Origin of the sequence: Enterobacter sp. BIDMC 26 (genome assembly GCF_000534435.1) — a bacterium.
GTDB lineage: Bacteria > Pseudomonadota > Gammaproteobacteria > Enterobacterales > Enterobacteriaceae > Enterobacter > Enterobacter ludwigii.
Genome location: NZ_KI973182.1, coordinates 1775043 through 1793858 on the forward strand (window position 1 = coordinate 1775043; position 18816 = coordinate 1793858).

Annotated in this window: 23 protein-coding genes; 11 read left to right on the top strand and 12 right to left on the bottom strand. The window is 52.0% G+C overall.

Features of this window, described 5'->3' with window-relative positions:
* Positions 1-18: 18 nt before the first annotated feature.
* From L462_RS14900 to uspF, 4 genes are all read left to right on the top strand, one after another.
* A complete protein-coding gene (locus tag L462_RS14900; protein WP_032678331.1) occupies positions 19-1287 on the top strand; it encodes a fimbrial protein in 1269 nt (422 codons plus the stop codon).
* 279 nt (positions 1288-1566) lie between these two features.
* The gene (yedE, locus tag L462_RS14895) at positions 1567-2778 is read left to right on the top strand and encodes a selenium metabolism membrane protein YedE/FdhT (protein WP_032678332.1); all 1212 of its coding nucleotides are present in this window, start codon (positions 1567-1569) and stop codon (positions 2776-2778) included.
* A complete protein-coding gene (gene yedF / locus L462_RS14890) occupies positions 2775-3008 on the top strand; it encodes a sulfurtransferase-like selenium metabolism protein YedF (RefSeq protein ID WP_014170428.1) in 234 nt (77 codons plus the stop codon). Before yedE ends, yedF begins: the two co-directional genes overlap by 4 nt.
* A gap of 142 nt (positions 3009-3150) precedes the next feature.
* Positions 3151-3585: a universal stress protein UspF gene (gene uspF / locus L462_RS14885; protein WP_014170429.1), complete on the top strand. Its 435-nt coding sequence runs from the start codon at positions 3151-3153 to the stop codon at positions 3583-3585.
* 334 nt (positions 3586-3919) lie between these two features.
* On the opposite strand, the gene ompW is transcribed toward uspF, so the two are convergent.
* Positions 3920-4552 (bottom strand): outer membrane protein OmpW, encoded by a 633-nt coding sequence (gene ompW, locus L462_RS14880; RefSeq protein ID WP_014170432.1) that lies wholly within the window; start codon positions 4550-4552, stop codon positions 3920-3922.
* Between the two features lie 282 nt (positions 4553-4834).
* Here ompW and L462_RS14875 point away from each other — a divergent pair, with 282 nt between their 5' ends.
* From L462_RS14875 to yciA, 4 genes are all read left to right on the top strand, one after another.
* Complete coding sequence (locus tag L462_RS14875) at positions 4835-5239, top strand: YkgJ family cysteine cluster protein (protein ID WP_032678333.1); 405 nt, start codon at positions 4835-4837, stop codon at positions 5237-5239.
* 25 nt (positions 5240-5264) lie between these two features.
* Positions 5265-6008 carry a YciC family protein gene (locus L462_RS14870; RefSeq protein WP_020882388.1) on the top strand — a complete coding sequence of 248 codons (744 nt, stop codon included), beginning with the start codon at positions 5265-5267 and terminating at the stop codon, positions 6006-6008.
* A gap of 52 nt (positions 6009-6060) precedes the next feature.
* Positions 6061-6600 (top strand): septation protein A, encoded by a 540-nt coding sequence (locus L462_RS14865; protein ID WP_020882387.1) that lies wholly within the window; start codon positions 6061-6063, stop codon positions 6598-6600.
* Positions 6601-6704: 104 nt separating this feature from the next.
* Complete coding sequence (gene yciA / locus L462_RS14860) at positions 6705-7100, top strand: acyl-CoA thioester hydrolase YciA (protein WP_014170435.1); 396 nt, start codon at positions 6705-6707, stop codon at positions 7098-7100.
* A gap of 37 nt (positions 7101-7137) precedes the next feature.
* Here yciA and tonB read toward each other — a convergent pair whose 3' ends face one another.
* A complete protein-coding gene (tonB, locus tag L462_RS14855; protein WP_032679698.1) occupies positions 7138-7860 on the bottom strand; it encodes a TonB system transport protein TonB in 723 nt (240 codons plus the stop codon).
* 221 nt (positions 7861-8081) lie between these two features.
* On the opposite strand from tonB, the gene L462_RS14850 reads away from it, so the two are divergent.
* Positions 8082-8378, top strand: a complete 297-nt coding sequence (locus L462_RS14850) for a YciI family protein (RefSeq protein WP_014170437.1) — start codon at positions 8082-8084, stop codon at positions 8376-8378.
* A gap of 35 nt (positions 8379-8413) precedes the next feature.
* Here L462_RS14850 and leuE read toward each other — a convergent pair whose 3' ends face one another.
* The 4 genes from leuE to L462_RS25065 form a co-directional block, all read right to left on the bottom strand.
* Complete coding sequence (gene leuE / locus L462_RS14845) at positions 8414-9049, bottom strand: leucine efflux protein LeuE (RefSeq protein ID WP_032678334.1); 636 nt, start codon at positions 9047-9049, stop codon at positions 8414-8416.
* Between the two features lie 67 nt (positions 9050-9116).
* Positions 9117-9527, bottom strand: coding sequence for an Exc2 family lipoprotein (locus L462_RS14840; protein WP_032678335.1), 411 nt, complete (start codon positions 9525-9527; stop codon positions 9117-9119).
* A 12-nt stretch (positions 9528-9539) separates the two neighbouring features.
* Positions 9540-9668: a KPN_01571 family protein gene (locus L462_RS25745; RefSeq protein WP_014170440.1), complete on the bottom strand. Its 129-nt coding sequence runs from the start codon at positions 9666-9668 to the stop codon at positions 9540-9542.
* Positions 9669-9784: 116 nt separating this feature from the next.
* Positions 9785-9958 carry a YciY family protein gene (locus L462_RS25065; RefSeq protein WP_086463573.1) on the bottom strand — a complete coding sequence of 58 codons (174 nt, stop codon included), beginning with the start codon at positions 9956-9958 and terminating at the stop codon, positions 9785-9787.
* A 144-nt stretch (positions 9959-10102) separates the two neighbouring features.
* Between L462_RS25065 and cls the strand changes: the two genes are divergently transcribed.
* Positions 10103-11563, top strand: a complete 1461-nt coding sequence (gene cls / locus L462_RS14835) for a cardiolipin synthase (protein WP_014170441.1) — start codon at positions 10103-10105, stop codon at positions 11561-11563.
* A gap of 33 nt (positions 11564-11596) precedes the next feature.
* Positions 11597-11926 carry an HI1450 family dsDNA-mimic protein gene (locus L462_RS14830; RefSeq protein WP_006810881.1) on the top strand — a complete coding sequence of 110 codons (330 nt, stop codon included), beginning with the start codon at positions 11597-11599 and terminating at the stop codon, positions 11924-11926.
* 31 nt (positions 11927-11957) lie between these two features.
* Here L462_RS14830 and L462_RS14825 read toward each other — a convergent pair whose 3' ends face one another.
* The 6 genes from L462_RS14825 to oppA all read right to left on the bottom strand — a co-directional run bounded on the left by L462_RS14825 (position 11958) and on the right by oppA (position 18426).
* Positions 11958-12827 carry an ion transporter gene (locus L462_RS14825; protein ID WP_032678336.1) on the bottom strand — a complete coding sequence of 290 codons (870 nt, stop codon included), beginning with the start codon at positions 12825-12827 and terminating at the stop codon, positions 11958-11960.
* 14 nt (positions 12828-12841) lie between these two features.
* Positions 12842-13846, bottom strand: a complete 1005-nt coding sequence (oppF, locus tag L462_RS14820) for a murein tripeptide/oligopeptide ABC transporter ATP-binding protein OppF (RefSeq protein ID WP_014170444.1) — start codon at positions 13844-13846, stop codon at positions 12842-12844.
* On the bottom strand, positions 13843-14856 hold the full coding sequence (locus L462_RS14815) for an ABC transporter ATP-binding protein (protein WP_014170445.1): 1014 nt from the start codon (positions 14854-14856) through the stop codon (positions 13843-13845). The genes oppF and L462_RS14815 overlap by 4 nt, the downstream gene beginning before the upstream one ends.
* A gap of 11 nt (positions 14857-14867) precedes the next feature.
* Positions 14868-15776, bottom strand: coding sequence for an oligopeptide ABC transporter permease OppC (oppC, locus tag L462_RS14810; RefSeq protein ID WP_014170446.1), 909 nt, complete (start codon positions 15774-15776; stop codon positions 14868-14870).
* A 14-nt stretch (positions 15777-15790) separates the two neighbouring features.
* A complete protein-coding gene (gene oppB / locus L462_RS14805) occupies positions 15791-16711 on the bottom strand; it encodes an oligopeptide ABC transporter permease OppB (RefSeq protein WP_014170447.1) in 921 nt (306 codons plus the stop codon).
* 83 nt (positions 16712-16794) lie between these two features.
* On the bottom strand, positions 16795-18426 hold the full coding sequence (oppA, locus tag L462_RS14800) for an oligopeptide ABC transporter substrate-binding protein OppA (RefSeq protein ID WP_020882381.1): 1632 nt from the start codon (positions 18424-18426) through the stop codon (positions 16795-16797).
* Positions 18427-18816 lie beyond the last annotated feature (390 nt).

The window sequence follows — 18816 nt, forward strand, 5'->3', positions numbered from 1 at the left end:
GTTTGAAGGATAAACTCTATGCAGATACAACACGGATTTTTACATCTGATTAGCATGATGAGCGCACTGATAGCGGGTACCCTACTCTGTAGCTTCCCTGCCCACGCGCTGGTAACGTGCACCAGTGCCCAAGTGAATAACGTCATCGTACCGGTGGCCCCTGAATTCAGAAATATCAATATTCCGATCCTCTCCGGCGGTATCACCGTCAGCGCACTTCGCGACTTACCCGTGGGCGAAGAGCTTTTTGTCCAGCAGATCTCACGTACCACCATCAATCAGGCCATGCGTTACATGGACTGCATTTCTTCTGATTCAACCGCAACGGGCACATTCTCCACTCTATCTAAAATAGAATTCGAAGGTGGTCCGCCAGCATCGACTACGACTATCAATGGAAGAACGATTTACGAAACAGGCATCCAGGGCATTGGCTATTCCTTAACATATGGTGATAACGGTAGCACTGCTGAGAACCTTCCGGTAACAAAGGAATTTGCTGTGAACACCTCTGTTGCCTTTGGCGGAATATCACTGACAGGAATCAGTCGCAACTTATATTTCCGACTGGTGAAAACCGGTGATATCCCTGCAGGGACATGGACTGTCCCGATAAATATCCCAGCCATCATTACTTATGCCGAACCGGGTCAGAACATGGCGGCAAATTTTAACCTTAATAGCGATCGTCTCCATATCTCTGGAACAGTTAATGTTGTGGCTGGAAGCTGCCAGACTCCGGATGTTTATGTACATCTTGGTGAGTATGAAATAACCGATATGATGCAGAGACCTAACTGGAACTCACCGTGGAAAGAATTTAATATTCAGCTTATCAACTGCCCAGTGATGGCTGGTCGGCATGAGAGTGTTGGCTCGAACTGGGCAGGGGAAGGCAGCAGCAATACCTATGTTAAAGTTCCAGACTATCCTAACCTCATCGCCTACCGGTTGGATTTTATCAACGAAAAAGGATTCACCTATATGGGAGAATCCTGTTTAAAAACCGAATCTGCCCCTAATGCTTCTGAAGGCGTTTGTGTTGAGGTTGACGATCCATCGATTTCAAATGGGATTTATACAAACGCCCTCGATAGCGCTTTTTATAGCTGGCGAGACAAAGCTTTTTTAAATCAATATTATGCAGGTAGTTCCGCCACCAGTTATACGATCCCACTTCGTGCCCGGTATTCCCGCGTTCGCGCAACCGCAGAAAATGGCGCCGTCGTTCCACTTAAAGCCGGCCCAGCTAACGCCGCAGTAGAATTCACTATCATTTATGAATGATTAATTTGTCGTACGTAGGCTAACAACGTAAACCTGACTGGTTATAAAACCAGTCAGTAGCAGACTGGCATAACGACGTGCACGGGAAAGAATGACTCACGCTTACCCTTGTGTTTTTCCCATGAATGGTATTCGTAAGAGAGAAGATTTAATGACGGAGGTCATAAAAAATGGAGCTATTCTGGATAAACGGTCTGGAGAGGTTTTGGAGAAAGAAAAAAAGTTATATATTCCAGCCCGTTAAATCCAAATATACCTTCTGAGTTCAGAGGCTTACTCATGTCATGGCAATACTTCAAACAAACTTACCTGGTTAAGTTCTGGTCACCTGTACCCGCAGTTATCGCAGCGGGGATCCTGTCTACTTACTACTTCGGCATTACCGGTACGTTCTGGGCTGTAACCGGCGAGTTTACCCGCTGGGGTGGACAGCTGCTGCAGCTTGCCGGTGTGCATGCTGAAGAGTGGGGTTACTTTAAGCTCATTCATCTGGAAGGCACTCCGCTGACCCGCATCGACGGGATGATGATCATCGGCATGTTCGGCGGCTGTTTTGCCGCCGCGCTGTGGGCAAACAACGTTAAGCTGAGAATGCCAAAAAGTCGGATCCGCATCGTACAGGCGGTCATCGGCGGCATGATTGCCGGTTTCGGTGCGCGCCTGGCGATGGGCTGTAACCTTGCCGCCTTCTTTACCGGTATCCCACAGTTTTCGCTACATGCCTGGTTCTTTGCCATCGCTACCGCCATCGGTTCTTACTTTGGCGCAAAATTTACCCTTTTGCCGCTGTTCCGTATTCCCGTCAGGATGGTTAAGGTCAGCGCCGCATCGCCGCTGACGCAAAAACCGGCTCAGGCACACCGTCGTTTCCGCCTGGGGATGCTGGTCTTTTTCGCCATGGTGGCATGGGGACTGTGTACAGCGCTCAATCAACCTAAACTGGGTCTGGCAATGCTGTTTGGCGTGGGCTTTGGTTTGCTTATTGAACGCGCGCAGATCTGCTTTACTTCAGCGTTTCGCGATATGTGGATCACCGGGCGGACAATGATGGCAAAAGCGATTATTGCCGGGATGGCGGTGAGTGCTATCGGCATCTTCAGCTATGTTCAGTTAGGTGTTGAACCGAAAATCATGTGGGCCGGCCCGAATGCGGTGATTGGCGGCCTGCTGTTTGGCTTCGGGATTGTGCTGGCTGGCGGTTGTGAAACCGGCTGGATGTACCGCGCCGTTGAAGGTCAGGTGCATTACTGGTGGGTTGGCCTGGGGAACGTGCTCGGGTCAACTCTCCTCGCGTACTACTGGGATTCCCTTTCTCCTGTCCTCGCGACAAACTGGGATAAGGTCAACCTGCTCAGCACGTTCGGCCCACTCGGTGGCCTGTTAGTGACGTACGCCCTGCTGCTGGTCGCTTTTTTACTGGTGATTGCGCAGGAGAAACGGTTCTTCCGCCGTGCCGCTGTCAAAAATGAAACGCAGGAGAATGCCGCATGAAAGAGATCGTGCCTGACTATCGTCTGGATATGGTGGGCGAACCCTGCCCTTATCCCGCTGTCGCTACGCTGGAAGCCCTGCCTCAGCTCAGGAAAGGGGAAATTCTGGAGGTGGTGAGCGACTGCCCGCAGTCCATCAACAACATTCCTCTGGATGCTAAAAACCACGGTTACACCGTACTGGACATTCAACAGGATGGGCCAACCATTCGTTATTTGATACAGAAATAATCCCGCCACAGACGCTCCTTAACCGGGGCGTCTTTCCTGCCCCAAAAATCCGCCTTACGTCCCACTTTGGCGGTAAATGCAGCCCTCTGTTCTCCCCCGGAACTACACTTAAAGTGGATAAAAAACAAACAGGAGGTGTGGCATGTTTGCGTCAATTCTTGTTCCTGTCGATATTTCAGAGCGTCGCCTGACCGAACAGGTGATTCCCTATGTTCAGGCGAACGCAGCAATCAGTAACGGCAAAGTGCATTTTCTGACTGTCGTTCCTTCTTTCCCCTACTATTCCTCTCTTGGTCTGGCCTATTCCGTTGAGATGCCAAAACTGGAAGAAATGCAGCAGGAGGCGCTGGCGAAATTGAATGAGATCGTTACGCAGTTCAATTTACCGGCCGACCGCATTCAGACCCACGCCATTTCTGGCACGCCTAAAGATCAGATCCTGAAACTGGCTGAGAGTATCAATGCAGACCTGATAATTATTGCGTCTCATCGACCTGATATTTCGACCTATCTGTTAGGCTCTAACGCTGCGGTCGTCGTGCGCCACGCAAAATGCCCGGTGCTGGTGGTGCGTTAGCGTGCCTGCGAGGAAAGATAAGCCCCGTGCTATCGGGGCTTATTATCGTATCCAGGGCCACAGGCCTGCGCCATTGAGCAATCACTGGACGCCGCCCTGACCGATCCTCACGCATGAAGCGGTAAACGATGCAATCTGCACCTCGACTTTAGGAATGGTGTGAATAGGTTATGGTCAGGCGTTGACTGACGCGGCTAAACGGGCAGTATTTCCGCCGTTTACGGTTCAGCATGTATTTGATGAGATGAGTACAGCACGCTGGAATATGGAGGGGCAACCTTAATCGCCCCCCGAAGCAAGACTGGCCATAACCAGGCCAGTCTCAGGGGATAAATCAGAAACGATAACCCGCGGAGAACATAAACACCCACGGATCGAGGCGAGTGCTGATACTTTGCTGTTCACCGCCCGCTTTAAAGCGAACGTCGGTATCAATGTCCATGTACCAGACCGAGGCGTTAATTAACCAGTCACGGTTAATCAGATAGTCCAGCCCCACCTGCCCCGCAACACCCCACGAGTCTTTCAGGCTGAGATCGGTAAGCCCGGCTTCTTTACCGGTATCGTTAAATTTCTCGTCGAAGAAGGTGGTGTAGTTCACCCCTGCGCCAATATACGGACGCACCTTACTGTTAGCATCACCAAAGTACCACTGCGCCATTAGTGTTGGCGGTAAATGGTGCACCGTCGCGATATCCCCGGTTGGCCCTAAACCGACGCGATGACGGAATGGCGTTGCTGCCAGAAGCTCAACACCAATGTTCTCCGTCGCCATATACGTAAAGGTCAAACCGAGCTGGGTATTGTTGCTGACGTTAAAACCGCCCATACCCAGAACGCTATCAGAGCCTTCTGTTGGACGCACCGTTGCCGAACCGGCACGAATAAAGAATTCACCTGCTTCATGCGCATACGCGCCGCCAGAGAGACTGCTTAATACAAGGGCTGCCACCGCTAATTTTTTCATATCCGCTCCATCGTTGTGGTTTTAGTCGCGGAGGAGAATATACTCACAAATGAGTAATAAGTGATCTGCTACAGATCACATTAAAACCAGTAAGTTAACATTCATTGATCTGGGTTAATTTTTGGTGACACACCGTAAAGCGATAAGTTGTCGTCAGGTCAATTTCTGGCATTTCGGCGTTACAAAATTTTCTCTTTTCACCCTCTTGCTCTTCCTCTCGCGGCTGGATAATTTAGCGCTCTCACAAGTTGATTTGATGCGTTCTTCTTTTGCAGGTGTGCCATGAGTGATTTTAACCCGTGCATGACGTGCGGAGCCTGTTGTGCGTATTTTCGAGTCTCTTTCTACTGGGCCGAAGCCAGCGATGGCGGCGGTACCGTTCCGGTTCATCTCACTGAACCGTTAACGCCTTTTCTGCGCTGCATGAGCGGCACCAACCAAAAACCGTGCCGATGCGCTGCGCTGCAAGGTGAACCTGGGGTGTCCACCCGGTGCTCTATCTACGAGCACCGCCCCAGCCCGTGCCGGGAATTTTCCATGTCAGGTGAGGATGGGCAGGTCAATGAAGCCTGTAATCGTGCCCGTGCGCGCTTTGGATTACCGCCGCTTTACAAAGATATGCTTTTCCATACAAGCCTTGATGCTGCCACGACAGTGTTATCCGGTGTACAATTGCCGGCTAATTAACACCTGCAATACTCAAGGAGAGTGCATGTCTATCACGGCGAAGTCTGTCTACCGTGACACGGGAAACTTTTTCCGCAATCAGTTCTTAACCTTTTTACTGATCGCGTTGCTATGCGCCTTCATTACAGTGGTGCTTGGTCATGCGTTCTCGCCAAGTGACGAACAGATTGCCAGCCTGAGCCAGGGCGACAACCTTGCAGATAGCGTGGGGTTGTTTGAACTGGTACAAAACATGACGCCGGAGCAGCAACAAATCCTGCTGCGGGCTTCCGCTGCTTCGACATTCTCTGGTCTTATCGGCAATGCGATTCTGGCAGGTGGCGTTCTGCTGATGATTCAGCTGGTTTCCGCCGGTCAGCGCGTCAGCGCCCTGCGGGCGATTGGTGCCAGCGCGCCGGTATTACCGAAGCTGTTTATCCTCATCTTTTTAACCACCATGCTGGTGCAGATGGGGATTATGCTGGTCGTCGTGCCGGGTGTATTACTGGCTATCGTGCTCTCCTTCGCGCCGGTAATGGTCGTGCAGGATAAACTGGGGATCTTTACCGCGATGCGCAGCAGCATCCGGCTCGCCTGGGCAAATATACGCCTGGTGGCACCGGCTGTTATCGGCTGGCTGTTGGCGAAAACGCTCCTGCTGCTGTTTGCCCCGAATTTTGCGGTACTCACGCCAAATGTTGGCGCGGTGGTGGCAAATACGCTGAGCAACCTCATTTCAGCGGTACTGCTGGTCTATCTGTTCCGCCTGTATATGTTAATTCGTCAGTAATCCTGTGGCCGGGAACGTCAGCCCGGCCCTACACAGAAGATGGAATCACAGAATGAAGCAGTTTCTTGATTTTTTACCGCTCGTGGTCTTTTTCGCTTTCTACAAGCTGTATGACATTTATGCCGCCACGACTGCACTGATCGTGGCCACAGCGGTTGTGCTGATCTATAGCTGGGTTCGCTACCGTAAAGTTGAAAAAATGGCGCTGGTGACCTTCGTCCTGGTCGCGGTGTTTGGTGGACTCACTCTGTTCTTCCACAACGATGAATTCATCAAATGGAAAGTCACGGTGATTTACGCTCTGTTTGCGGGTGCGTTACTGATTAGCCAGTGGGTGATGAAGAAGCCGCTGATCCAGCGCATGCTGGGCAAAGAGCTGACGCTGCCTCAGGAAGTGTGGTCCCGACTGAATATCGCCTGGGCGATCTTCTTTATTCTCTGTGGTCTTGCCAATATCTATATTGCTTTCTGGCTGCCGCAGAATATCTGGGTCAACTTCAAGGTCTTTGGCCTGACGGCTCTGACGCTCATCTTCACGCTGTTAAGTGGCGTTTATATCTATCGCCACATGCCACAGGACGACCAGCACTGATCGTTCACCGACCAGAACGTGTGCAGCAGGCGTTCTGGTCTATTCTCTCCAGCCTGAAATCATAGTAGCATCCCGCCTGAAGTCTTCAGTTACGAGTTAAAACAATGACAACAAATAACGCCCCTCAGGGCGAACTGGTTTTACGCACACTGGCAATGCCCGCTGACACCAATGCCAATGGCGATATTTTTGGCGGCTGGCTGATGTCGCAAATGGATATGGGCGGCGCTATTCTGGCAAAAGAGATTGCACATGGCCGGGTAGTGACGGTGAGAGTGGATGGCATGACCTTCCTGCGCCCGGTTGCAGTGGGTGATGTGGTTTGCTGTTACGCGCGTTGCGTAAAACGTGGCAATACCTCCATCTCCATTAACATCGAAGTGTGGGTGAAAAAGGTCTCGTCCGAACCCATTGGACAGCGTTATAAAGCGACAGAAGCGCTGTTTATTTATGTGGCCGTGGACAACGAAGGTAAACCCCGACCGCTTCCTCAGGCCTGATTGCCCGGTAAAAAAAGCCTCCTTGCGGAGGCTTTTTTTATTCCATCTGTGCCCCGCCATTCAGGCGGAATACAATATTCACGATCAGTCCGTTGCCCGGTTTACCGGCTTCATAACGCCATCTGCGCATCGCCGTTTTCACTTCTCTTTCGAACATATTAGACGGCTGCGCGGACAGTATTTCCACGTTCTCAACACGCCCTTCCGGCGTAACATCGAATTTCACCCGTACACGGCCCTCAATACGTAATGCCTGAGCACGAGCCGGATACTGCGGCTGATTACGGCTGACCGCACGCGGTCCCGCAGGTGCGGTGACTGTCGGTTTGGCTGTCGTCGTGGTGTTATTCATCACCGGACGCGAAGGTGCTGCGTTTTCTACCGTCTGCGTGGCGCGGGGTTCAACCGGACGCGTTTCGCGTTTTGGACGTTCTTCTACCTTCTTCACCGGTTTTGGCTTCGGCTTAGGTTTCGGCTTCGGCTCGGGTTTGTGGATCACCACCGGAGCTTCTTTTGGCGGTTCCGGCACCGGTTCAGGTTCGGGTTCCGGTTCGGCGACGGGCTGTGGCGGCGGAGGCGCAACCTGCGGTGGTTCGAGATCCGATGGCGATACCATCGTCACAGAAATAGGCTGTGCGGGCGCTGGCATTTCAACAACCTGATGAACCGAGGTATAAAGCAAACCCGCCACGACAGCACCGTGAATAACGACAGAAAGCAGCGTCGGCCAGGGAAAGCGGCGAGGTAAATCAAGGGTCATCGAAGTCATAATCATCAACGTTAAAAAATCGAACACTGATTTTAAATGCAAATAGCAATCATATTCAATAAGACACTTTGTCCTGGCGCAATTTAAGCGCAAGAGAGGCCAAAAAAGGCGCATTCAGATCAGGGTTTTAACATTGTTTTTATCTTTACATTGCAGTCAGTTGCCCTTTCACATAACGTTACTGACACTTTTAATGGTTAAGGAGCTTCACCGTGCTTTACGTGATTTACTCTGAAGATGTCGCTGATTCCCTCGAAAAACGCCAGTCCGTTCGCCCTGCCCATCTGGCGCGTTTACAACTGCTCCAGGATGAAGGTCGATTACTGACCGCGGGTCCAATGCCTGCGGTAGACAGCAATGACCCTGGCGCTGCCGGTTTCGCGGGCTCCACGGTGATCGCCGAGTTTGAATCCCTGGAAGCGGCTCAGGCCTGGGCTGATGCAGACCCGTACGTTGCCGCAGGTGTCTATGCGAAGGTGACGGTTCGCCCGTACAAGAAAGTGTTTTGATGCAAAAGTGGCTCCAAAAGGAGCCACTCATCTCTTCAGTGCAGTGACGCTAAGCGCGCCGCAAATCCGACAAACAGCAGCCCAATCAGCCCGTTCCCCAGCTTTGCCAGTTTCTTTTTGGTTTTCAGATAACGCGTGACAAACGCACCAGAGAAGATCAGGAAGCTCATATACATAAAGCTAATCAGCTCCAGCGTGGTCGCGAGGATCAGGAAAGACGTGCCCGTGTTTTTCGCATTCACATCGATGAACTGCACAAAGAACGAGACATAGAACAAAATAGCCTTTGGATTCGTCAGGCTCAGCACCAGCGAGCGTTTCATGATCATGCTCGCAGGCTCGGTTCCGCTCTCATGGGTATTCTTCCGACGGGTGATGACTGACCAGAGCATTTTGCCGCCGAGCCACAGGAGATAGAAAGCACCGAGGTAGCGCACAATATTAAACAGAACCGGGGTCGTCTGGATTAATGCTGCGACGCCCGCCCAGGCCAGAAACATCAGCACTGCATCGCCGATAAACACGCCAGTGGCGGCGAGATACCCTTTTTTAACACCGTGCCCAATACCGGTTTTCAGTACAAACAATGTGTTCGGTCCAGGCACCAGCACGATAAAAAATGCCCCTACAACATAGGTCCAGAAATTAAGTACACCAAACTCCGCAAACACCTCTCACTCCTTTTGCTAAAAAACGACGGGAATATCGCTGCAAATACGATATCCCCAAAATCAGACGCTATTGTACGCCGTTATAGCCATCAAGATAAGTCGTAGCCAGTTCGTTACCAAATAAAACGGCGTCCTTCTCTTCCATTTGAGACGTCCATTTATCCGCGGTATTACCGTCGAAAGCATGCTCCGTTTTCGCCTGATTCTTCAGTTGATCGCGAATGCTTTGGGCGTACTGGTTTGCCTCAGACAGTGTGCGTCCTGCAGCGCGATCGGTTTTCCCCTGCTCATACAGCTCACGGAACTGAGGGACATTCAGACGATAATTTTGCGATACACTTGACGTAAAATTGCCGCCAGTAAAATTGGTTTTATGCGACACGAAATAATAAGCATGCCTTTCCGGTGACGTTTTACTGCTGGCACAACCGCTCAACACGGCAATCCCAAGAAGGGCTGCAACCACTTTTCCGTTCATCTCTTTTCCTTTTTAGTTTATCCAGTGCGATATCCCGCTGAGCAGTAAATTAATCAACGCGGATAATGACGATAATCCTGCGTTTTCCCTGATCGCATCCAGCGCAAGCAGCACAATAAATACCCAGAGATAAGGATTCATCTTTGAAATGCATAAGATTAAGAGGGCGGAGTATATCGCGGAATGAATCGGGGGAGAGACTGCGAAAAATGATAGCCTGAAAATCAGTGGGCACCTTAACGGTGCCCTGATGGTTCTCAGATAACCTGTGTAGCGAACAGCAACGCGTTACGGTGTCTGGTCATTCCACATTTTCTGATGGCGTGTATACGCATATTGCGGCGGGATTGTGCTTCCAGCCAACGAGCCTTGCGACGACTCACCTGTCGCAACATGCGCCAGCGCCCTACTTCTGTTCTACTGCGCTTCATGTTTACAACTCTTTCTCTAACAGAAACCCCATTATAAACCCAACCCCGCAGCAAACCAGCGCTTTTAACTGGCGTTTTTATTTGCCAGATGATTCCTGATGCGTACACTCATAACAATACGCTTTCAAAAGGATTTTTTTACCTATGACAACCTTCTACACCGTGGTGAGTTGGCTGGTCATTCTGGGATACTGGCTGTTAATCGCGGGTGTGACTTTGCGCATCCTGATGAAGCGCAGAGCCGTACCCTCTGCCATGGCCTGGCTGCTGATAATCTACATCCTGCCGCTGGTGGGAATTATTGCCTATCTCTCTTTCGGTGAGCTTCATCTGGGTAAACGCCGTGCCGAGCGTGCCCGCGCCATGTGGCCTTCAACCGCCAAATGGCTCAACGATCTCAAAGCCTGCAAACATATCTTTGCCGAGGAGAACAGCAGTGTTGCCTCCTCGCTGTTTAAGCTGTGCGAACTCCGTCAGGGTATTGGCGGCGTTAAGGGCAACCAGCTCCAGTTGCTGACCTCCTCGGATGACGTCATGCAGGCCCTCATCCGCGATATTCAACTGGCTCGCCATAATATCGAGATGGTGTTCTATATCTGGCAGCCTGGCGGCATGGCCGATCAGGTTGCTGAATCGCTGATGGCCGCTGCGCGTCGGGGCATTCATTGCCGCCTGTTGCTGGACTCCGCTGGCAGCGTCGCCTTCTTCCGTAGCCCCTGGGCGGGCATGATGCGTAATGCCGGTATTGAAGTGGTTGAGGCGCTGAAGGTCAATCTCTTGCGTGTGTTTCTGCGCCGGATGGACCTTCGCCAGCACCGTAAAATGATCATGATCGACAACTATATTGCCTATACCGGCAGCATGAACATGGTTGACCCGCGGTTCTTCAAGCAGGACTCGGGTGTCGGGCAATGGGTAGACCTGATGGCGAGAATGGAGGGGCCCATTGCCACCTCGATGGGCATCGTTTATTCCTGCGACTGGGAGATAGAAACCGGGAAACGTATCCTGCCGCCACCACCGGATGGCAATATCATGCCGTTTGAAGAGGCCAGCGGGCACACCATCCATACTATCGCTTCCGGACCGGGCTTCCCGGAGGACCTGATCCATCAGGCGTTGCTGACGGCCACTTACGCAGCGCGTGAATATTTGATCATGACCACCCCCTACTTTGTTCCCAGCGATGACCTGCTGCACGCCATCTGTACCGCGGCACAGCGCGGTGTCGATGTGAGTATCATCTTGCCACGCAAAAATGACTCGCTTCTGGTGGGCTGGGCCAGCCGGGCATTCTTCAGTGAACTGCTGGCTGCGGGGGTGAAAATCTACCAGTTTGAAGGCGGATTACTCCACACCAAGAGCGTGCTTGTCGACGGCGAGTTAAGTCTGGTGGGTACGGTTAACCTGGATATGCGCAGTCTGTGGCTGAACTTTGAAATCACACTGGTGATCGATGATGCCGGCTTTGGCGGCGATCTGGCCGCGGTCCAGGATGATTATATTTCCCGCTCGCGACTGCTGGATGCCAGACTGTGGGTTAAACGCCCGCTGTGGCAGAGAATTACCGAACGACTGTTTTACTTCTTTAGTCCGTTGCTGTAAAACGTGCCCAACGATGTTAAACAGGTAGTCATCATGGAAATGGATCTGAACAATCGCCTGACCGAAGACGAAACGCTCGAACAGGCCTATGACATTTTTCTCGAACTGGCGGTTGATAACCTCGATCCCGCAGACGTGATCCTCTTTAATCTCCAGTTTGAAGAGCGCGGGGGCGCCGAGTTGTTCGACCCTTCTGAAGACTGGGCTGAACATGTGGATTTCGACCTCAATCCTGACTTCTTTGCCGAAGTGGTGATTGGCCTGGCCGATGAAGATGGCGGTGAAATTAACGACATCTTCGCCCGCGTCCTGCTGTGTCGCGAGAAAGACCACAAGCTGTGTCATATTCTCTGGCGCGAATAATAAATAAGGCTGCGATTGCAGCCTTTTTTATTTAATCCGGTAACTCACTTCCGCACTGATTACAAAACCGCGCGCTGTGTTCATGTTCACCCTGGTGACATTTCGGGCATTTTCGTTGCGCCTTACGGTTCTGAAAAGCACTGCTCATGTGCGTAGTAATGAGCCCTGTCGGGACCGCAATCACCGAATAACCAATCAGAATCAGTACCGAGGCGACAATCCGTCCCAGCGGAGTGTGAGGAGCTATATCACCATAGCCAACGGTCGTGACGGTCACAATCGCCCAATAAACAGAAGCATTCAGCGTTGAGAAGCCATTCTTCGGCCCTTCTATCAAATACATCAGCGCGCCGAATATCACCATGACGATGGCAATAAATGAATAAAACAGGATCAGCTGATGCCGCGCGCTGACGATGGCACTCCAGAATATCCGCAATGACGGCATAAACCGCAGCAGTTTAAGAATGCGTAACACCCGAATAACGCGCATCGCTCGCCAGGCAAAAACATAGCTCAGACTGATTTCTGGCCATAGCCACATGACATAGAGCGGCAGGATCGTGGCTAAATCAATAAATCCCCAGAAGCTGAAGACATATTTGGCCGGGTCAGGCCAACAGAATACCCGCAGGAAATATTCAGCGGTAAAGACCAGCGTAATGACCAGCTCCAGCCAGACAAAAAGATGCCATTCTTCCAGCGTCAGGTGATACTGCGTTCCGACGCCCGATTCGATAAAAATGATCACCACGCTGAGCAGCGCAAACAGGGCGCAGAGGGCTTCAAAACGCCGCCCGGTTACCGTTTCAGGATCGAATAAAAGATGATAGAGCCGCCGACGGACGGAGGTGAATAATCGCGACACATTAACCTCGCAAATAATAAGGGCTGACATCATGTCAGCCCTTGCGATTATAACGGGTCTACTTTCAGGCAGGAAACCGCATGTCGGAAACTGCCCTCCAGAACCGGACGTGTTTTTGCACATTCCGGCCCGGCCATCGGGCATCGCGTACGGAATACACAACCGGACGGCGGGTTAATCGGGGACGGTAATTCACCTTCCAGAAGCTGGATGGTTTTATTTTTTTCCAGATCCGGATCGGGAATCGGTACCGCAGACATCAGTGCCCGAGTATATGGGTGCAGTGGGTTATGGTACACCTCATCGTAAGTCCCTAATTCCACCGCATGGCCCAGATACATCACCAGTACGCGGTCAGAAATGTGTTTCACCACCGCGAGGTCATGCGCAATGAAGATCAGCGACAGCCCCATTTCACGCTGCAGTTTCTGCAGCAGGTTAACCACCTGCGCCTGAATAGAGACGTCCAGCGCCGAGACGGGCTCGTCACAGATAATCAGCTTCGGCTCAAGGATCAAGGCGCGGGCGATACCGATACGCTGGCACTGACCACCGGAGAATTCGTGCGGGTAACGGTTGACGAGGTTAGGCAACAAGCCCACTTTCATCATCATTGCCTTCACACGGTCGCGTACTTCCTGACGCGGCATCTTCGGATGATAGGTCCGCAGTGGCTCAGCAATGATCTCCCCGATGGTCATACGCGGGTTCAATGAGGCCAGCGGATCCTGGAAAATCATCTGGATGTCGCTACGCACATCGCGCCACTCGTCTGGCTTCATGCCCAGCAGATCTTTACCCAGCCAGGCAACTTTGCCGTCGGTGGCTTTCACGAGGCCTATGATGGCACGCGCAAATGTGGATTTACCGCAACCGGACTCACCCACCACCCCCAGAGTTTCCCCTTCATACAGACGAAGCGTTACGCCATCGACCGCTTTCAGGGTTTTCGGCGGCTGCCAGAACCACTGTTTTCCGTCTTTAATGTCGAAATGCACCTTAAGGTCAGCAATTTCGAGCAGGACATTTCTTTTTTCATCTAATGCGTTCATACCAGATCCTCCTGCGGCTTAAAGCAGGCGCGCAGACGGCCTGGTGCAAACTCTTCCAGCGGCGGCGCGGTATTGCAGATTTCCATCGCGTGCGGGCAGCGTGGCTGGAACGGACAGCCTTTCGGCAGACGCAGCAGGTTTGGCGGGTTGCCAGGAATGGTCAGCAGGGATTCCCCTTCTGCATCGAGGCGTGGCACCGCATTCAGCAGACCAATGGAGTAAGGGTGTGCAGGCTGGTAGAACACGTCGCGCGCCTTACCATATTCCATGGTGCGACCGGCATACATCACCAGTACCTTGTCACAGATACCGGCCACTACGCCCAGATCGTGAGTGATCATGATAATCGCGGTGTTGAACTCACGCTTAAGCTCGTTCAGCAGCGTCATGATCTGTGCCTGGACGGTCACATCAAGCGCGGTAGTCGGTTCATCGGCAATCAGCAGTTTTGGCCGGCACATCAGCGCCATCGCAATCATGACACGCTGACGCATACCGCCGGAGAACTCATGCGGGAACATGCGCATACGCTTGCGCGCTTCCGGCATTTTCACCGCGTCGAGCATTTTGACGGACTCCTCAAAGGCTTCTGCTTTGCCCAGGCCTTTGTGCAGCATCAGCACTTCCATCAGCTGCTCGCCGACACGCATATACGGGTTCAGCGAGGTCATCGGGTCCTGGAATATCATCGAAATCTGCTCAGCGCGCAGCTTGTTCAGCTCGTATTCCGGCAGGTTGAGGATCTCACGCCCGTTGAATTTGGCGGAACCGCCAATGACACCGTTAGACGCCAGCAGCCCCATCAACGCAAAGGCGGTTTGGGATTTACCGGAACCCGACTCGCCCACGATCCCCAGCGTTTCACCCGCACGCAGGTTGAAGTTGAGATCGTTCACGGCGGTCACATCGCCATCCGGCGTTTTAAAGGTCACGCGGAGGTCTTTTACGTCCAGCAGAAGGTTACCCTGCTGTTGCGCCTGTGGCGCAGTGGCCGTTTCAATAATCGTCATGACGGCGCTCCTTAACGGTCTTTCGGGTCGAGGGCATCACGCAGGCCATCGCCGATAAAGTTGAAACAAAACAGGGTGACGACCAGGAAGCCCGCCGGGTACAGAAGCAACCACGGTGAGACTTCCATTGAGTTTGCACCATCACTCAGAAGCGCGCCCCAGCTGCTCAGTGGCTCTTGTGTACCCAGCCCCAGGAAGCTCAGGAAAGATTCAAACAGGATCATGCTTGGTACCAGCAGCGAGGCATATACCACCACCACGCCGAGCACGTTAGGAACGATATGGCGAACCACAATATTACCGGTGGAGACACCGCCCACCTGCGCCGCTTCGATAAACTCTTTACGCTTAAGACTCAGCGTCTGACCACGAACGATTCGCGCCATATCCAGCCAGGACACCATCCCGATTGCCACGAAGATCAACAGGATATTCTGGCCAAAGAAGGTCACCAGCAGGATAACGAAGAACATGAACGGGAAGGAGTTTAAGATTTCCAGCATACGCATCATGACGGAGTCCACTTTACCGCCAAGATAGCCTGAGAGTGAGCCGTAAAGCGTACCCACGATCACCGCCACCAGGGCGGCAGCAATACCGACCATCAGCGAAATGCGGCCGCCGATAGCGACACGCACCAGCAGGTCGCGCCCTGAGGAATCCGTACCAAAATAGTGCCCGGACGTCATATCGGGTGCGCTGGACATCATGCCCCAGTCGGTGTCGAAATAGGTAAATTGCGACAGAATCGGCGCCAGGGTGACAAACAGCGCGATGAGCACCAGAACAACCAGGCTGGCGACCGCGGCGCGGTTATGCATAAAGCGACGACGGGCGTCTTGCCAGAGGCTACGACCTTCTACTTCCAGTTTTTCACTGAAGTTTTCCAGCGCCTCGCTGTTTTTCTTACTCAACATCATGGCGTGCTCCAGTATCAGTAACGGATTTTCGGGTCGATAACGGCATACAGCACATCGACGATAGCGTTAAACAAAATGGTCAGTGCGCCGACAAGGATTGTCAGGCTCAGTACCAGTGAATAGTCGCGGTTCAGCGCGCCATTAACGAACAGCTGACCAATGCCCGGCAGACCGTAGATGGTTTCGATAACCATTGAGCCGGTGATGATCCCAACGAATGCCGGCCCCAGGTAGGAGAGCACGGGCAGGAGTGCAGGCTTGAGTGCATGGCGGAATATAATCCGGCGCATCGGCAGCCCTTTCGCACGCGCGGTACGGATGAAGTTCGAGTGCAGGACTTCAATCATGGAACCGCGGGTGATACGCGCGATACTGGCGATATAAGCCAGGGAGAGTGCCACCATTGGCAAAATCATGAACTTCAGCGCCCCACCGTTCCAGCCGCCTCCGGGCAGCCATTTCAGCGTAATGGCAAATATCATCACCAGTAATGGCGCGACAACGAAGCTGGGTATAACCACCCCGGTCATCGCCACCCCCATTACGGTATAATCCCATTTGGTATTTTGTTTGAGCGCGGCAATAACGCCCGCGGTGACGCCGAGAACGACGGCAAGGATGAATGCTGCAGCACCCAGTTTCGCCGAGACAGGGAAGCTGGACGCCACCAGGTCGTTAACGGAATAATCTTTGTATTTGAATGACGGCCCAAAATCACCGTGCGCCAGTTGCTTCAGATAGTTGAAGTACTGCGTGGAGATAGGATCGTTTAAGTGATACTTCGCTTCGATATTGGCCATCACTTCCGGTGGCAGCGTACGTTCACCGGTAAATGGACTTCCCGGCGCGAGACGCATCATAAAGAAGGAAATCGTAATTAGAATAAATAACGTTGGTATCGCTTCTAAGCAGCGACGCAGGATAAATTTCAACATTGCCCGTACCTTCTGGCGTGTGCCTGATGAATGTTACAAAGTAGACACAGTGGGGCAAGCCAGGCCTGCCCCACGTATTGCCATTAATGCTTGATAATATAAAGATTCTTAACGGAAATATTATCCAACGGGTCTTTACCGGTATAACCCCCTACCCACGGTTTCACCAGGCGGGCGTTAACGTAGTAATAGACCGGTACAATTGCAGAGTCTTTATCGAGCTGCTCTTCTGATTTCGCGTACAGATCAGCGCGCTGCGCATCGTCTGTGACTTTCAGCGTATCAGTAATGATCTTATCGAATGCCGGGCTCTTATAGTGCGCGGTGTTATTCGAACTGTCACTCAGCATGGTGTTCAGGAAGGATGTTGGTTCGTTATAGTCCGCACACCAGCCGGCACGCGCCACGTCGAACGTCCCCTGATGGCGGGTATCCAGGAAGGTTTTCCATTCCTGGTTTTCCAGCTTCACGTTCACGCCCAGGTTTTTCTTCCAGATAGACGCGACGGCGATAGCCAGTTTTTTATGCAGGTCAGACGTGTTGTACAGCAGGTTAAACGTCAGCGGCTTGTCAGCGGTATAACCGGCTTCAGCCAGCAGTTTTTTCGCTTCTTCGTTACGTTTTTCCTGTGACCACTTGAACCACTCAGGCTCAACCAGTTTCATACCGTCGGTATAAGGAGGGGTATAGCTGTATGCCGGCAGGTCGCCCTGGTTTTTCACTTTGTTCACGATAATATCGCGATCCAGTGCCAGCTTGAGCGCTGTACGCACGCGCACATCAGTGAATGGTGCTTTCTGGTTGTTGATTTCGTAGTAGTAAGTGCAGAGATACGGATCAACATGCACTTCTTTCGGGATCTCTTTTTTCAGCTTCTGGAACAGTTCAATCGGCATGTTGTTATAGGTCATGTCGATTTCGCCGCTGCGGTAACGGTTAACGTCAGTAACTTCAGAAGAGATTGGCAGGTAGGTTACCTGATTAATGACGGTTTTCGCGTTATCCCAGTACTGCGGGTTACGCTCCAGAACCATACGTTCGTTGACCACCCAGTCTTTCAGTTTATAAGCACCGTTGGTCACGATATTGGCAGGCTGAGTCCATTTTTCACCAAATTTTTCCACCGCGGATTTTGGTACCGGGGAAACGGACGGGTGAACCAGTAATTTGTAGAAGTACGGAACAGGCTCGCTCAACGTCACTTCAAAGGTATTGGCATCAATCGCTTTCACACCCAGGTCGGTGACCGGTTTTTTACCGGCGATGATGTCATCAATATTGGCGATGTGGCCATATTGCAGGTAGCTCGCATACGGAGAGGCGGTGGTTGGATTCGCCAGACGCTGCCAGCTATACACGAAATCTTCGGCGGTAACCGGCGTACCGTCGGACCATTTCGCATCTTTACGCAGATGGAAGGTCCAAACTTTGAAATCTTTATTTTCCCATTTTTCCGCCACACCCGGTGCAGGGTGGCCGTCTACATCGGTCACCAGCAAGCCTTCGAACAGGTCGCGGTTGACGTTAGACTCCGGAACACCTTCAATTTTGTGCGGGTCAAGAGACTGCACTTCCGCACCGTTGTTACGAACCAGCGTCTGTTTCTCAGCCAGTTGAACGCCTGCAGGAACGTCCGCAGCCATTGCAGCGTTGCCCGCGATTAGCGCAGTTAAAATCCCCGCCGCTACCAGATTTTTTTTTGTGATGATGGACATTGTGTTGGTACTCCACTCATTATAATTACTGGCCTTCGCCAGCTGTGTAATCCCCTGTTGGGGCCTGTACAGCGCAGGAGTTTTTTTTGCTGCTGTCAGGTTCTTCTTTTTACTTCTTGCTATCACCGACTTTTTTATTACTGACCGCTCGTATGGCCGTCTTGCGTCGATTCTTCACAGGTCTCCCCTGTCTGAGGCCTGCGCTGGATATCTGAGAAGAGGACTATATGAAAATAATTCTCATCTGCTTGTTTTATGCTGCAAAATATTAGGCCGGAAAGTATCAAATGGCGTAAACGTGCGCCAATACATTTTGCAAATTTGTTAAGCAATTCTCTTTTACGGTGAGTACCGTATCTCGGGGGGCAGCCCTGCCTGACATCAAATACC

What these genes read in the sequence shown, in the direction of transcription:
- L462_RS14900 (WP_032678331.1), top strand. Translation starts at nt 19, where the DNA reads ATGCAGATACAACACGGATTTTTACATCTGATTAGCATGATGAGCGCA.
- yedE (WP_032678332.1), top strand. Translation starts at nt 1,567, where the DNA reads ATGTCATGGCAATACTTCAAACAAACTTACCTGGTTAAGTTCTGGTCA.
- yedF (WP_014170428.1), top strand. Translation starts at nt 2,775, where the DNA reads ATGAAAGAGATCGTGCCTGACTATCGTCTGGATATGGTGGGCGAACCC.
- uspF (WP_014170429.1), top strand. Translation starts at nt 3,151, where the DNA reads ATGTTTGCGTCAATTCTTGTTCCTGTCGATATTTCAGAGCGTCGCCTG.
- ompW (WP_014170432.1), bottom strand. Translation starts at nt 4,552, where the DNA reads ATGAAAAAATTAGCGGTGGCAGCCCTTGTATTAAGCAGTCTCTCTGGC.
- L462_RS14875 (WP_032678333.1), top strand. Translation starts at nt 4,835, where the DNA reads ATGAGTGATTTTAACCCGTGCATGACGTGCGGAGCCTGTTGTGCGTAT.
- L462_RS14870 (WP_020882388.1), top strand. Translation starts at nt 5,265, where the DNA reads ATGTCTATCACGGCGAAGTCTGTCTACCGTGACACGGGAAACTTTTTC.
- L462_RS14865 (WP_020882387.1), top strand. Translation starts at nt 6,061, where the DNA reads ATGAAGCAGTTTCTTGATTTTTTACCGCTCGTGGTCTTTTTCGCTTTC.
- yciA (WP_014170435.1), top strand. Translation starts at nt 6,705, where the DNA reads ATGACAACAAATAACGCCCCTCAGGGCGAACTGGTTTTACGCACACTG.
- tonB (WP_032679698.1), bottom strand. Translation starts at nt 7,860, where the DNA reads ATGACCCTTGATTTACCTCGCCGCTTTCCCTGGCCGACGCTGCTTTCT.
- L462_RS14840 (WP_032678335.1), bottom strand. Translation starts at nt 9,527, where the DNA reads ATGAACGGAAAAGTGGTTGCAGCCCTTCTTGGGATTGCCGTGTTGAGC.
- L462_RS25745 (WP_014170440.1), bottom strand. Translation starts at nt 9,668, where the DNA reads ATGAATCCTTATCTCTGGGTATTTATTGTGCTGCTTGCGCTGGATGCG.
- L462_RS25065 (WP_086463573.1), bottom strand. Translation starts at nt 9,958, where the DNA reads ATGAAGCGCAGTAGAACAGAAGTAGGGCGCTGGCGCATGTTGCGACAG.
- cls (WP_014170441.1), top strand. Translation starts at nt 10,103, where the DNA reads ATGACAACCTTCTACACCGTGGTGAGTTGGCTGGTCATTCTGGGATAC.
- L462_RS14830 (WP_006810881.1), top strand. Translation starts at nt 11,597, where the DNA reads ATGGAAATGGATCTGAACAATCGCCTGACCGAAGACGAAACGCTCGAA.
- L462_RS14825 (WP_032678336.1), bottom strand. Translation starts at nt 12,827, where the DNA reads ATGATGTCAGCCCTTATTATTTGCGAGGTTAATGTGTCGCGATTATTC.
- oppF (WP_014170444.1), bottom strand. Translation starts at nt 13,846, where the DNA reads ATGAACGCATTAGATGAAAAAAGAAATGTCCTGCTCGAAATTGCTGAC.
- L462_RS14815 (WP_014170445.1), bottom strand. Translation starts at nt 14,856, where the DNA reads ATGACGATTATTGAAACGGCCACTGCGCCACAGGCGCAACAGCAGGGT.
- oppC (WP_014170446.1), bottom strand. Translation starts at nt 15,776, where the DNA reads ATGATGTTGAGTAAGAAAAACAGCGAGGCGCTGGAAAACTTCAGTGAA.
- oppB (WP_014170447.1), bottom strand. Translation starts at nt 16,711, where the DNA reads ATGTTGAAATTTATCCTGCGTCGCTGCTTAGAAGCGATACCAACGTTA.
- oppA (WP_020882381.1), bottom strand. Translation starts at nt 18,426, where the DNA reads ATGTCCATCATCACAAAAAAAAATCTGGTAGCGGCGGGGATTTTAACT.